This window comes from Mycolicibacterium agri, assembly GCF_002553505.1.
GTDB classification, from domain to species: Bacteria; Actinomycetota; Actinomycetes; order Mycobacteriales; family Mycobacteriaceae; genus Mycobacterium; species Mycobacterium agri.
Map to the genome: position 1 here is coordinate 78,419 of NZ_PDCP01000023.1, position 13,836 is coordinate 92,254.

Genomic DNA, 13,836 nt, shown 5'->3' on the forward strand with positions numbered 1-13,836 from the left:
AGAGTTAGACGGGCCCTTGACGGCCAAATGTACGGCCATATGCTGTCCATGACCCGCATCACAGACGATCGGACAGACCATGACACGTCACATCACGACTACCTGCCTCATCGGCGCCGCGACCACAGCTCTCCTGCTGTCCGGTTGTGCCTCCGATTCGGAGGGAGGTGACCTGAGCGGGAAGCAGATCCGCTGGATCGTCTCGAGCTCCGCCGGCGGCGGCTTCGACACCACCACTCGCCAGCTCGAGCCGTACTTCACCAAGGAGCTCGGCGCCAGTGCCGTGGTGGAGAACCACGAGGGCGGCGGCTATGCGATCGGCGCACAGACCATGCTGACGGCGGGCGCGGACTGCACCAGCATCGTCACCCACGGCGTGCCCCATCTGCAGTTCTCGTACATGACGCAGGACGTCGATTTCGACTTGTCGTCGTTCGCCCCGGTCGGCGGGATCAGCATCGAGCCCGGCGTGCTGCGGGTGCGAAACGACGCGCCGTGGAAGACGATCAATGACTTCGTCGAGGATGCCCGCAAGCGTCCGGGCCAGATCAAGGTCAGCGTCAGCGACCTGCAGAGCAACAACTACATCGCCCTGTTGCAGATGGAGAAGGAGCTAGGCATCGACCTCAACATCATCGGGTACGACGGTGGCGGGCCCTCGCGCACCGCGCTGGTCACCAACGAGGTGGACGCCACCCACGCGGGCGTCTTCAACAGCCTGTCGATCGCCGATGACAGCCGCGTGCTGGCCGTGACGCAGCCCGAGAACAAGTGGCCCGACATCACCGACAATGCGCCGACGATCAACGCAGCGCTGGGCGTCGACCTGCCGCCGAACGCATCGAACTATGTCCTCTTTGCTTCTGCGGAATGCCGCGACAAGAATCCCGAGCGCTACCAGCAGCTTGTCGACGCGCTGGCGGCGGCACTCAAGAACGAGGAGTACCTCGCATCGCTGGAGAAGCTGAACGAGAAGTCGAAGGTGGCTTATCTGACACCTGACGAGCTGACCAAGCTGGCGCAGGAGAATCAGGACGAAATGCAGCAACTTCTGGATGCGAACCCGGATGCCTTCTCCGGCTGAGGCCAAATCGGCGCCCGACGCGACGCCTGACACCAAGATGCGGGGCTGGGCACTGGTCGCAACGCCGGGCGCGATGGGCATCGGTGTGGGACTGCTCGCTTGGGTGCTGTCCTCTGGGTTGCATCCCGACGATCAGGGCTACCCCCGTGTGCTGGCCACGGTGCTGGTGATGCTGGGCGCATGGAACATCGTCGCCGACCTGCGGTCGCGCTCCGTCGACAGCGAAATGGACGAGGACTATGGGCGACTGGCGGTGGGCCGCGTCGTCAGTTTCGTGTTGCTTGTCGCCGTGTGCATCTGGCTGGTGACCCCACTGGGGTTCTACCCGGCCGGCGGCGCCGTGGTGCTCGGCGGAATGGCGATCATGGGTGTCCGAAAGCCGTTGCTGCTCATCGGTTATCCGGTCGTGCTGCTGGCCGCCGCCTATGTCCTGTTCTCCGTGTTGCTGCGGGTCCCCCTGCCGTTGGCGAGGGGGTTCTAGATGCTGAACAACATCACCAGCGGCTTGGAGTTGCTGATACAGCCCGGCCCGCTGATGTGGCTGGTGCTCGGGGTGATCGTCGGCTTTCTGGTCGGCGTGCTACCGGGCCTGAGCACGTCGAACACCGCCGCCCTGCTGCTGCCGTTCGCGATCACGCTGCCCCTGGAGAACTCGCTGGTGCTGATCGTCAGCATCTACGCGGGCGCAGCGTTCGGCGGCGCGGTTCCGGCGATCCTTTTCAATGTTCCGGGCGAAACCGGCTCGGCCGTCACCGCGTTGGACGGCTACCCGATGGCGAAGAAGGGTCAAGCCGGGCTCGCGATCGGCATCGCCCGCATGGCTTCGGTGGCCGGCGGCGTCATCAGCGGCATCGTCGTGTTGCTTCTCCTGCAGCCGCTCGGCACGCTGTCGCTGAAGTTCGGCGCCCGCGAGATGTTCGCCATCATCCTTCTCGGTCTCGTCGTCGCGTCCACACTGATGGGCGGATCGGCGCGCAAGGGCCTGATGGTGGGTGCGTTCGGGCTGCTGCTGGCGATCGTCGGGGTGAGCCCGGGAACGGCCAAGACCCGGTTCACATTCGGTGAACTGCAGCTCTACGACGGAATCCCGTTCCTGGCCGCGCTGATCGGCACGTTCGCCATCAGCGAGATGCTGCTGCTGGTCGGCTCCGAAGTTGCGGCACGACGTCAGCGGGAGCAGGAAGTGAAAACCGGTGGGCTGCGCAAGGAATCCCGCGACGCGATCGCCGGTGTGAAGGCCACCCTCGCCGAGCCCGGGGCCGTCGCACGCTCGAGTGGCATCGGAATCCTGCTCGGCATCATCCCCGGCATCGGCACATCGGTGGCCAACTTCCTCAGTTACGCCGCCGAGAAGAAGCGGTCGAAGAACCCCGACGAGTTCGGCAAGGGCAGCCACAAAGGCATCATCGCCTCGGAAGCCTGCGACAACGCCGTCGCGAGCAGCAGCCTGATCCCGACCTTCACCCTCGGCATCCCGGGCAGCGCCACCATGGCCGTCGTGCTGGCGGCGTTCTACCTGCAGGGCATCCAGCCCGGGCCGCGGGTGCTGGAAACCAACAGCGCCGAGGTGTATGCGGTGGTGCTCGCGCTGATCGTCGCCAGTGTGCTGATCCTGCCGCTCGGCGTGCTTCTCGCCGGCCCGCTCGCGTCGGTCACCCGGCTACCGATGTCACTGCTGGTGCCCACCGTGCTGTTCCTGTCGATGGTCGGCGTCTACGCGATCCGCAACTCGATCTTCGACGTTGGCCTCGCCTTGCTCTTCGGGGTGATCGGGTTGCTGTTACGGCTCAACGGTTATCCGGTGATCCCGTTGATCCTCGGGCTGATCCTGGGTCCCCTGGCCGAGGAGTACCTGCTGCGCAGCCTGGAACTCGCCGACGGTCCGAGCTACTTCTTCGGATCGGTCGTCGTCAACATCCTGTGGGCGATATTGGCGGCGGTGCTGGGCGGCATGGCCGTCATGCGATTCGTCAAACAACGGCGTGAGCGCACGCCGGCTAACCAGTAGGAGCCGTCAACCGATGAGGTCAGCAATTGTCACGGGGGCAAGCCGCAACATCGGATTGGCGATCGCCCGCCGATTGCTGCGCGATGGCTGGAATGTGTGTCTTTCCAGCCGTGACGCAAGCGCTTTGGAGGCAGCCGCCAGGTCGCTTGACGGAGGCGACACTGTGCGCTGGGTGGCGGGGGACGTCGGCAACGAGGCCGACGTCGCTCGTCTCGTCGGCGATGTCGAACATGCGTGGGGCGGGGTCGACGCGGTGGTCAACAACGCGGGTATCCGCGCACACGGGCCGGTCGAGTCGCTGAGCCTTTCCGACTGGAACGCCGTGCTGTCGACGGTGATGACGGGCGCGTTCCTGCTGAGTCGCGCGACTCTGCCGAATATGCGCGAACGCGGGTGGGGCCGGATCGTCAACATCGCGGGCATGTCCGGCCAGTCAGGGGCGGCGAACCGCGCTCCGGTGGTGGCCGCCAAATCCGGACTGATCGGGTTGACCAAGGCCTGCGCGCATGAAGCCGACGGACGCGGCGTGACGGTGAATGCCGTCTCCCCCGGCCTCATCAACACGCAGCGCAGGCCCGAACTCGGTGACATGAGCGTGGCACAACAGCACTACAAAAGCCTTGGCGAGCAAGGTAACCCGGTCGGGCGAATCGGCACCGTCGACGACATCGCGGCCATGGTGGCGTACCTGTGCAGCGACGATGCCGGGTACATCACCGGACAGGTGATCGCGGTGAACGGTGGTGCCTACATGTAGCCGAGCCCACCACGCACCCGCTATTGGAGAACCCTCGAAAGGATTGCGATGGCTGCCGAGATCAGCCCACAGACCCGCCAGCTTGCCGACCACGTCAGCGCCGCGCTGCAGACTCCCTTGCCGGCCAACGTCGTTCGCAAGACCAAGCACCACATCATCGACACGATCGCGGCGATGGTGTCGGGTGCGCAGCTGCCGCCAGGACGGCGCGGCCTGGCGTATGTGGCGCAGTCGCACGACGGGCAGGCCACGCTGATCGGAGGCCTGCGCTCGTCGCCCGTGGAAGCTGCTCTCGCCAACGGGATTTCCGCACACGCCGATGAGACCGACGACTCCCACCCTCGCTCCATCAGCCATCCCGGATGCGCGGTGGTGCCTGCGGCGCTGGCGGTCGGCGAGGTCGCCAAGCGGTCCGGTGAGGAAGTGCTGCGCGCCGTCGCGACGGGTTACGACGTCGGCACCCGCGTCGTGCTGAGCCTGGGCACCCCGGTGCTGAACACCGAGTCGAGCGGGCGCAGCACCCACGCCTACTGCAGTCTGTTCGGTGCGGCGGGTGCGGCCGCGGTGCTGTACGGCCTTGACGAGCAACAGGTTCGGCACACGTTGTCGTACGCCGCGCAGAGCGCGTCGGGTGTCACCAGCTGGGTGCGCGATCCCAACCATGTCGAGAAGGCGTTCGTGTTCGCAGGCATGCCGTCGTCCAACGGCGTGCGGGCGGCGGCGATGGTCGCGTCCGGCTGCGACGGGGTGCCCGATGTATTCAGCGGGGTGCCGAACTTCCTCGACGCGCTGTCGACCGAGGTGCGCCGCGACGAACTGTCCGACGGCCTCGGCGAGCGCTACGAGATTCTGCACACCAACATCAAGAAATTCGCGGTCGGCTCCCCCGCGCAGGCGGCCGTGCAGGCCGTTCTCGAACTGGTCGAAGAGCAACCGATCGATCCCACCGACGTGGCGCAGATCCGAATCGTGTTGCCGCACGACCTGGCTCGTGTGGTCGACGAGCGTGCGATGCCCGACATCAACTGCCAGTACCTGGTGGCGGGCACGCTGGTGGACCGCGGGTTCACGTTCGCGATGGCCCACGACGACGACCGCATGAACGACCCGACCATCCTCGCGCTGCGCGAGTGCAACGAACTGATTCCCGATCCGCAACGCGCCGGCGTGCGCACAGCGGACGTCACGGTGACCCTGCGCGACGGCACCTCGCGACAGCGCTTCGTCGGCGCGGTGCGCGGCACGGTCGACGACCCGATGAGCGACGACGAGATCAACGCCAAGGCCGTCGATTTGATGGAGCCGGTGCTGGGGCGCTCGACCACCGAGACACTGCTCGCGCGGCTGTGGTCCATCGAGGAGTGCGCCGACATCACCGATGTCACCACCCCGCTGCTGGGCGCCGTGCTGACCGAGGCAGGCACGTGAGCGCCCAGCTGAGCCAGGATGCGACCACCACCGAAGCACTCGCGCAGTGGGCGGCAGACCTGACACCAGGCCCGGCCGATCTGACACTGGCCGACACTGCGCTGATCGATACGGTCGCGGTCGCCATGGCGGCCCGTGACCACCCGCTGACCGACGTTGTCGCCGGGCTGCCGAAGGGCGCACGGTGGGCGGCGCAGGCGCACGTGCTCGACTACGACGACCTTCACCTGCCGTCAACCACGCACATCAGCGCCGTGTGCGTGCCCGCGGCGGCGGCCACCGGTGGCGACGCGCGGGCCTATCTCGCCGGCGCGGGCGTCATGGCCAGGCTCGGCGCCGCGCTGGGATGGAACCACTATTCGCGCGGCTGGCACGCCACGTCGACGGCGGCACCGGTGGCAGCGGCGGCGGTGGCCGCCACCGCCATGGGGCTCGACGTCCGGCAATCGGCGATGGCGATGGCGCTGTCGGTCTCCAGCGCGGGCGGTGTCCAGCGCGCATTCGGCAGTGATGCCAAGGCGATTCAGGTCGGACTGGCCGTCGACGCGGGCATCCGTGCCGCACAACTCGTCACCGACGGAGCGACCGTCGACCTGCGCGTGCTCGACGCGTGGCTGGGGCTGGTGTCCGACCCGCCCTTCGACCTGGCGCTCGACGACGGCGAGGTGGTGCCCGGCGGGCTGGCGGTGAAGGTGTACCCGTGTTGTTATGCCTTGCAGCGCCCGATCGCGTGTGCGGCGGAGGTGGCAGACGATTTCGACTCGACCGAGGTATCCCGAATCCGGGTGCGGGCCAGGCAGTCCGCTGTTCAGCCGCTGGTGCATCATCGCCCGACCTCGGGGTTGGAGGCGAAGTTCTGCCTCGAGCATGCTGTCGCCGTCGCCGTGGTGGATCGAGTGCCGGGTTTCGACAGCTTCTCCGACGCGGCGGTGCACCGACCGGAGGTAGCGCGGCTGACCCGCAGCGTCGACATCGACCTCGAACCGGGCGGCGCCGGCCTGCTGGACGACACGGTGACCGTGGAGGTGACGACCACCGACGGCCGCGTGCTCACCGGTGAGATCGACGTGCCGCCGGGCGCACCCGGGCGGCCGGTGACGCGAGAACAGTTGGCGGGCAAGGTGCGTGACTGTGTTGGCGACCGCGTGGATGCGGTGATGTCGGCGCGCTGGGATGAGGTGGCCGAGTTGATCGAGGAAGCGTCGTGATCAGCCTGACCGACCTGGCGAGCGAGGTGGTGTCTACCGCCGCTGGGGTCGAGGGAGCGGTCCGGGCCGAGGCGGTGCGGGCGCTGCTCAACGTCGTCGGCACCGCCATCGGTGCGGCAGGCGCCGAGGAGACCGACCGGCTGGCCGCGGGGCTGCGGCGCACCGCCGCGCCGGGCGAGGTTCCGGTGCCGGGCCGGGCGGACACCTTCGGTCCGCCGTCGGCCGCGCTGTTGACCGCATTCGCCGCGCATCTGGATGACTACGACGACACCCACCTCGCCACCGTCGTGCATCCCGGTGCGTCGGTACTGGGTGCGGCGCTCGGCGCGACGGCGGTGCGCGACGCCACCGGCGATCAGCTGCTTCGCGCGATCGCGATGGGCATCGAACTGCAACTGCGGGTGGCGGTGGCGATGTCGCCGTCGCACTACGACGCCGGATGGCACATCACCGGGACGGTGGGGCCGCTGGGCGCGGCGACCACGGCGTCGATGCTGCTGGGTCTCGACGCCGAAGCCATGGGTCGCGCGTTGGGTGTGGCGACCAGCATGACGCTGGGCCACCGGGAGGGTTTCGGGACCATGAACAAGCCGCTGCACCCCGGCAAGGCAGCGGCCAACGGTCTGGTCGCCGCGGTGGCTGCCCGCCGCGGCCTCACCGCGTCGCCGTCGGCGCTGGACGGGCCGCGCGGCTACTTCGCGGTGCTTGCGCCGTCGCTGGATCTCTCGCTGCTGCTTGATGATTGGGGCAGTCGCTGGGAGTTGCTGTCGAACACGTACAAGCCGTATCCGTGCGGGATCGTCAGCCACCCGGCGATCGAGGCCGCCGAGGAGCTGCACCGGGCGATCGGCGGTCGCGAGGTGCAACGCGCCGAGCTGCGCTGCCATCCGCTCGTGGTCGAACTCACCGGCAACACCGCACCGACGAACGGCCTCGAGGCCCGGTTCAGCACCGTGCACGGGGTCGCCTGCGGGCTTCTCGACGGCCCCGTCGATCTGCACTCCTATGAGGACGAGCATGTGCGGTCGGAGCGGGTCGCCGCGATGCGCTCACGCGTCGTGCTGACACCCGATCCGGACATCGCGCGCGCCGCGGCCCGGCTGGAGGTGCAGCTGTCCGACGGGTCCACCGAATCGGTCGAAATCGCGCATGCTCGCGGCAGTTTGGACGCACCGCTGTCGGACGAACGGCTGGACCAAAAGGCGCTCGCGTTGATCGAACGCACGCTGCCCGGCCGCGAGAAGGAGGTCGTCGAGGCCGCGCGCACGGTGAGCGATGCCGGTAGTGCACGAGGATGGTTCGCTGCCATGGCGAAAGGCGAAAACGCATGAGCTCCAACGTCACCGCACGCATCGCAGCGTTCGTGTCCGGGCTGCAGTGGGCTGACGTGCCGGAGTCGGCGCGCGAGGCCGCGCGGCGCACGGCGGCCAACGTCGTCGGTCTGTCGGTGGGTGCGGCACACGCCCCGGCGTCCAAGGCAGCGCTGGCCACGGCGGCGGATCTGGGGCAGCGCGGCGACGCGCGCGTGCTGGGGCGCCGCGAACGGCTTACCCCGCCGTGGGCCGCGCTGGTGAACGGATTGACCGCGCATGTTGAGGATTTCGACGACACCTATCTGGCGTGCATCCTTCATCCCGGCGCGCCGATCGTGCCTGCGGCGCTGGCGGCGGGCGAGATCGCCCGGCCGGGCGGCGAGGATCTGATGGCGGGTGTGGTCGCCGGTGTCGAGGTGGCCAGCAGACTCGGTGACGCGTTGTGGCCGTCGCATTTCGACCGCGGCTGGCATGTGACGGCCACGACGGGCCCGGTGGGTGCCGCGTGCGCGGCCGCGCGGATCCTCGGGATGGATGCAGGCGGCACCGCGGCGGCCATCGCGATTGCGGCCACACAGGCCGCGGGTCACACCGAACAGCTCGGATCGATGACGAAGTCGTTTCAGGTCGGGCGGGCGGCGGCCATCGGGATCGAGGCGGCGCTGCTGGCGTCGGAGGGATTCACCGGCCCGGCAGAGCCGCTTGCAGGCCGCCGCGGGATGGCTGCGCTGATGGCCGCCGACGCGGACTGGTCGGTGATGGCCGACCTCGGCTCGCGGTGGCTGATCGAACTCAACGCGCTCAAGCCCTACAGCTGCGGCATCGTCAGCCATCCGGTGATCGACGCAGGCCGCTCGCTGCGCGCCGATGTGGCCGACGGGGGCGAGATCGCCGATGTTCTGCTCGAGGTGCATCCGCGGGTACTCGACGTCATGGGCGTCGCCGACCCGGCGACCGGCCTGCAGAGCAAGTTCTCCGTCCACCACTGTTTCGCGGTGGGATTGTTGCGCGGCGCGGGCGGGCCGCCCGAGTTCAGCGACGAGTGCGCCATCGATCCGGCGGTGCAGGAGTTGCGGCGCAAGGTGCGCACCGAACTCGACCCGTCGCTGCCCGCCGATTCGTGCCGGGTCACGGTCACGCTGACCAGCGGTGAGAAGTTGGCGCGCACTGTCGAGCACGCGACGGGTAGCGTGTCGGCGCCGATGACCACAGAACAGCTGCAGGACAAGGTGGTCCGGCTGGCCCACCATCTCGACGACCCCACCCAGCTGTGGACTGTGGCGTCGAACCTGGATCGTGTGTCGGATGTGTCGGAACTCTTCGCCGTCGCAGGCTCACCATCGGCGGTGGTGTGAGGCGGTGAGTTTTTGACGATGTCGTGGTCTGCCTCTGCGTGCCGGCGCCCTATGACGGAGTAAGCGGACAACCGGCTACGGATGGAAGTGATCTGACGGTGGGCGCTCAGTTCCGGCGTTCGGCGAGCGCGCGCAGGAAGAACGTCAGGTTGGCCGGCCGCTCGGCGATGCGCCGGACGAAGTACCCATACCACTGCGTGCCGTACGGCACATACACCCGCACGTGATTACCCTCGTCGGCCAACCGCCGCTGTTCGGCGTCACGGATGCCGTACAGCATCTGGTACTCGAAATCGTCGACGCCGCGGTTGTTCTCACGCACCAGCGTGGGCACCGCGGCGATGATCTGCGGATCGTGTGAGGCCACCATCGGATAGCCCGACCCCGCCATCAGCACCTGCAGGCAGCGAAGGTAGGAGTCGGTGACCTCTTCGCGGTCCCGGTAGGCCACCGACGCGGGCTCGTCATAGGCGCCCTTGCACAACCGGATGCGGGCCCCGCTGACGGCGAACTCCTCGCAGTCGCTGAGCGTGCGTTTGAGGTAGGCCTGCAAAACGGTGCCCAGCCATGGGAATTCGGCGCGCAGGTCGCGCACGATCGACAGCGTCGAGTCGGTGGTCGTGTGGTCCTCGGCGTCGATGGTCACCCATGCGCCGACACGCTGCGCCCGCTCGCAGATGGTGTGCGCGTTGTCGCGGGCGATCTTCTCGCCGTCGCGCGGCAGCGCCTGGCCCAGCGCCGACAGTTTCAACGACACCTCGAGCGGCCGCACCGCGCCCGGCGGTTCATCGCGGTCGCCGAGCGCGTCGAGCAGCTCCAGGTAGGCCCGCACCGTGTTCTCGGCGTCTTCCAGCTGGGTGGTGTCCTCGCCGAGGTAGTCGATGCTGACCAGGCGAGCGCTGTCTCGGAGCTGCGCAACGCAGTTCAGCGCGTCGGCGACCGTCTCGCCGGGCACGAACCGGTGCACGACGTGGCGGGTGACCGGTAGCCGCTCCGCGGTGCGGCGCAACCCGTCCGACCGGCTGGCCGCCAGAATCGCCGGGCGCGCGACCCGGTGGAACACCTCAGCCATCACGTCGTCTCCTCAGCTCATGTGCGGGTAGTTGTGATCGGTCGGCGGGACGAAGTTCTCCTTGATCGACCGCGCTGAGGTCCAGCGCAGCAGGTTCATCGGGGAGCCGGCCTTGTCGTTGGTGCCCGATGCGCGGGACCCGCCGAACGGCTGCTGGCCCACCACGGCACCGGTCGGCTTGTCGTTGATGTAGAAGTTGCCCGCCGCGTAGCGCAGCCGGTTCTCGGCCTGCAACACCGCATTCCGGTCGTCGGCGATGACCGCGCCGGTCAGCCCGTAGGCCGCACCGGTGTCGATCACGTCGAGGATCCGCTCGTAGTCCGAGTCCGGATAGACATACACCGACAGGATCGGGCCGAAGTACTCGGTGCGGAACGACTCGTCGCCCGGGTCGTCGGACAGCAGCACCGTCGGCCGCACGAAATACCCTTCGCTGTCGTCGTATTCGCCACCGGCCGCGATGGTGACCCCCGCCGCGCTCTTGGCCCGTTCGATGGCCTTGACGTTCTTGGCGAATGCGCGGTCGTCGATCAGCGCGCCGCCGAAGTTGGACAGGTCGGTGACGTCGCCGTAGCGCAACGCCTCGGTGGCGCCCAGGAAGTCGTCGCCCATCGCCTGCCACACCGAGCGCGGGATGAACGCCCGTGACGCCGCCGAGCACTTCTGGCCCTGATAGTCGAACGCGCCGCGGATCAACGCGGTGCGCAACACGTCCGGCTGCGCCGACGTGTGCGCCAACACGAAGTCCTTGCCGCCGGTCTCGCCGACGAGGCGCGGATACGTGCGATAGCGGTCGATGTTCTTGCCGACCTCGCGCCACAGGTACTGGAACGTCGTCGTCGAGCCGGTGAAGTGAATGCCGGCCAATCGCGGATCGGCCAGCGCGACCTCCGAGACCGCGATTCCGTCGCCGGTGAGCAGGTTGATCACACCCGGCGGCAGCCCTGCCGCCTCCAACAGCTGCATGGTCAGATAGGCCGCAAACGTCTGCGTCGGCGACGGCTTCCACACCACCGTGTTGCCCATCAACGCCGGTGCGGTGGGCAGGTTGCCCGCGATCGCGGTGAAGTTGAACGGGGTGATGGCGTAGACGAAGCCCTCCAGCGGGCGGTAGTCGATGCGGTTCCAGACCCCGCGCGTGCTGATCGGCTGCTCGGCGAGGATGTGCCGCGCGAAGGCGACGTTGAACCGCCAGAAGTCGATCAACTCACACGCGGCGTCGATCTCGGCCTGGTAGGCCGACTTCGACTGTCCGAGCATCGTTGCCGCGCAGAGCTTTTCGCGCCAGGGTCCGGCGAGCAGGTCGGCGGCGCGCAAGAACACCGCGGCCCGCTCGTCGAAGGGCGTGTTGGCCCAGCCCTCTTTCGCGGCGATGGCGGCCTCGATGGCCGCGGTCGCGTCGGAGTGCTCGGCGTTGGTGAAGGTGCCCAGCGTGGCGGAGTGGCGGTGCGGCTGCACCACGTTGACGCGTTGTCCGCCGCCCATCCGGTGTTCACCGCCGATCACGTGCGGCAGCTCGATGGGCTCCTTGGCCAGCGCGTCGAGCGAGGCGACGAGCCGCGTGCGTTCGGGACTGTTCGGTGCGTATTCGTGGACCGGCTCGTTGGCCGGAGTCGGGACCTGGCTGACGGCATCCATGCAGTAAGGATGCCTTTTTCGCGTTCATCAACCGATGGACGAACGAACAATGCAGAACAAGATTTATAGTCGAATCGAACAAGGGAGGTGTGATGGCCAGACTGTCGCTCGGCCAGCTGCTGCTGGCCCTGGATCGCACGATGGTGACGCTGGTCGAAGCGCCTCGCGGCCTGGACATGCCGGTGGGTTCGGTCGCGCTGCTTGACGTCGATGACATCCGGCTCGGCCTGACCGTCGGCGCCGGCTCAGCAGACCTGTTCTTCCTGCTCGGCGTGAACGACGCCGAAGCCGTCGGCTGGATCGCCCAGCAGACCCACGGCGTCGGCCGCGTCCCGGCCGCCATTTTCGTCAAGGAGCCGACGCCGGGGGCGGTGAAGCAGGCTGCCGAACTGGGCACCGCGGTGGTCGCAGTCGAGCCGCGGGCGCGGTGGGAACTGCTGTACAAACTCGTCAACCACGCGTTCGAACATCACGGCGACCGCGACGATCCGTTCTACGACTCGGGCACCGACCTGTTCGGGTTGGCGCAGTCGATCGCCGACCGCACGCACGGGATGATCAGCATCGAGGACGAGCAGTCGCATGTGCTGGCCTATTCGGCGTCCAACGAGGAGGCCGACGAACTGCGCCGGCTGACCATCCTGGGCCGGGCGGGGCCGCCCGAGCATCTGGAATGGATCGGCCAGTGGGGCATTTTCGACGCGTTGCGCGCCAGCCGTGACGTCGTGCGCGTCGCCGAGCGCCCGGAGTTGGGGCTGCGGCCGCGGCTGGCCGTCGGTATTCACCTTCCGGAGAACGACGCGCGTCGCCCGCCGGGTTTCGCGGGCACGATCTGGCTGCAGCAGGGGTCGGCGCCGCTGGCCGACGACGCCGAGGAGGTACTGCGCGGCGGGGCGGTGCTGGCGGCGCGGATCATGTCGCGGCTGGCGGCCGCGCCGTCGACGCACACGCTGCTGGTGCAGAACCTGATCGGGCTGGGCGACGACGACGTCGACGTCGCCGCGACGGCCCGTGAACTCGGTATCGTCGCCGACGGCCGCGCGGCGCTGGTGGGCTTCCGCGGCGAGTCGGCGACGGTGCCGGCGAATGTGATCGCGTTGAGCGCCAGCGCGTTTCGATCGGATGCTCAGGTGGCGTCGACCGGCGATCGGGTCTACGTGCTGCTGCCCAAGGTCGGTGCGACGTCGTCGCTGACGTCGTGGGTGCGCGGCATGGTCACCGCGCTGCAGCGCGAACTGGGGCTGACGCTGCGCGCCGTGATCGCCGCGCCGCTGGCCGGGCTGGCCGGTGCGGCGTCGGCGCGCGCCGAGGTGGACCGCGTATTCGACAGCGCCGACCGGCATCCCGGCGCCATCGGTCAGATCACGACGCTCGACGAGGCACACACCACCGTGCTGCTCGACGAGATCGTCGCGCATGTGGCCGCCAACCCGCGACTGGTCGACGCCCGCGTGCGCACGCTGCGCGAGCAGGACCCGATGCTGGCCGACACCCTGGCCGCCTATTTGGACGGCTTCGGTGATATCAGCTCTGTCGCAAAGCAATTGCACGTCCATCCGAACACTGTGCGGTACCGGGTGCGCCGCATCGAGAAGCTTCTGTCGACGTCGTTGGACGATCCGGAGAACCGGCTCGTCCTGGCGCTCAGCCTGCGCGCCACCGAGCGCTGAGTTGCTTCTCGTGAGCAGACGCTAATGCCCGCAAAAGCCCAGGCGATTTCAGGCAGTGGATGCAACAGCGGGTGGTTTTGGCGGGTTTGAGAGTAGCTCGTCGAGGACTTCAGCGGGTTTCTTCCAGCCGAGGGTTTTGCGGGGTCGGGTGTTGAGTTGGGCGGCAACGTAGTCGAGGTAGTCGGCCGGGAACACTGATAGGTCGGTGCCTTTAGCAAAGTATTGGCGCAGCAGCCCGTTGGTGTTCTCGTTACTGCCGCGTTGCCATGGCGAGTGCGGATCGCAGAAGTAGATATCGAGCTC

12 protein-coding genes are annotated in these 13,836 nt (G+C 68.1%); 9 read left to right on the forward strand and 3 right to left on the reverse strand.

The features are described 5' to 3' along the window. Positions 1-79 precede the first annotated feature (79 nt). From CQY20_RS14740 to CQY20_RS14775, 8 genes are read left to right on the forward strand one after another with little or no spacing between them, the layout of a single operon-like run. Positions 80-1,084 carry a tripartite tricarboxylate transporter substrate binding protein gene (locus CQY20_RS14740; RefSeq protein WP_097940828.1) on the forward strand — a complete coding sequence of 335 codons (1,005 nt, stop codon included), beginning with the start codon at positions 80-82 and terminating at the stop codon, positions 1,082-1,084. After that, on the forward strand, positions 1,068-1,565 hold the full coding sequence (locus tag CQY20_RS14745) for a tripartite tricarboxylate transporter TctB family protein (RefSeq protein WP_163701640.1): 498 nt from the start codon (positions 1,068-1,070) through the stop codon (positions 1,563-1,565). Before CQY20_RS14740 ends, CQY20_RS14745 begins: the two co-directional genes overlap by 17 nt. After that, positions 1,566-3,092: a tripartite tricarboxylate transporter permease gene (locus tag CQY20_RS14750; protein ID WP_097940830.1), complete on the forward strand. Its 1,527-nt coding sequence runs from the start codon at positions 1,566-1,568 to the stop codon at positions 3,090-3,092. Between the two features lie 13 nt (positions 3,093-3,105). Beyond that, positions 3,106-3,849, forward strand: coding sequence for an SDR family NAD(P)-dependent oxidoreductase (locus tag CQY20_RS14755; protein ID WP_097940831.1), 744 nt, complete (start codon positions 3,106-3,108; stop codon positions 3,847-3,849). 48 nt (positions 3,850-3,897) lie between these two features. Beyond that, positions 3,898-5,277: an MmgE/PrpD family protein gene (locus tag CQY20_RS14760; RefSeq protein ID WP_097940832.1), complete on the forward strand. Its 1,380-nt coding sequence runs from the start codon at positions 3,898-3,900 to the stop codon at positions 5,275-5,277. Continuing rightward, positions 5,274-6,485 (forward strand): MmgE/PrpD family protein, encoded by a 1,212-nt coding sequence (locus CQY20_RS14765; protein WP_097940833.1) that lies wholly within the window; start codon positions 5,274-5,276, stop codon positions 6,483-6,485. Before CQY20_RS14760 ends, CQY20_RS14765 begins: the two co-directional genes overlap by 4 nt. Continuing rightward, positions 6,482-7,816, forward strand: a complete 1,335-nt coding sequence (locus CQY20_RS14770; protein WP_097940834.1) for an MmgE/PrpD family protein — start codon at positions 6,482-6,484, stop codon at positions 7,814-7,816. Before CQY20_RS14765 ends, CQY20_RS14770 begins: the two co-directional genes overlap by 4 nt. Continuing rightward, positions 7,813-9,153 (forward strand): MmgE/PrpD family protein, encoded by a 1,341-nt coding sequence (locus CQY20_RS14775; protein WP_163701643.1) that lies wholly within the window; start codon positions 7,813-7,815, stop codon positions 9,151-9,153. Before CQY20_RS14770 ends, CQY20_RS14775 begins: the two co-directional genes overlap by 4 nt. A gap of 106 nt (positions 9,154-9,259) precedes the next feature. Here CQY20_RS14775 and CQY20_RS14780 read toward each other — a convergent pair whose 3' ends face one another. Then, entirely contained in the window at positions 9,260-10,225 is a 966-nt protein-coding gene (locus CQY20_RS14780; RefSeq protein ID WP_097940836.1) for a proline dehydrogenase family protein, read from the reverse strand. Between the two features lie 12 nt (positions 10,226-10,237). Then, complete coding sequence (gene pruA / locus CQY20_RS14785; protein WP_097940837.1) at positions 10,238-11,863, reverse strand: L-glutamate gamma-semialdehyde dehydrogenase; 1,626 nt, start codon at positions 11,861-11,863, stop codon at positions 10,238-10,240. A gap of 92 nt (positions 11,864-11,955) precedes the next feature. Here pruA and CQY20_RS14790 point away from each other — a divergent pair, with 92 nt between their 5' ends. Further along, on the forward strand, positions 11,956-13,533 hold the full coding sequence (locus CQY20_RS14790) for a PucR family transcriptional regulator (RefSeq protein WP_097940838.1): 1,578 nt from the start codon (positions 11,956-11,958) through the stop codon (positions 13,531-13,533). A gap of 48 nt (positions 13,534-13,581) precedes the next feature. Here CQY20_RS14790 and CQY20_RS14795 read toward each other — a convergent pair. Next, positions 13,582-13,836: IS30 family transposase (locus CQY20_RS14795; protein WP_109789712.1), on the reverse strand; the 255-nt coding region annotated here is incomplete at its 5' end.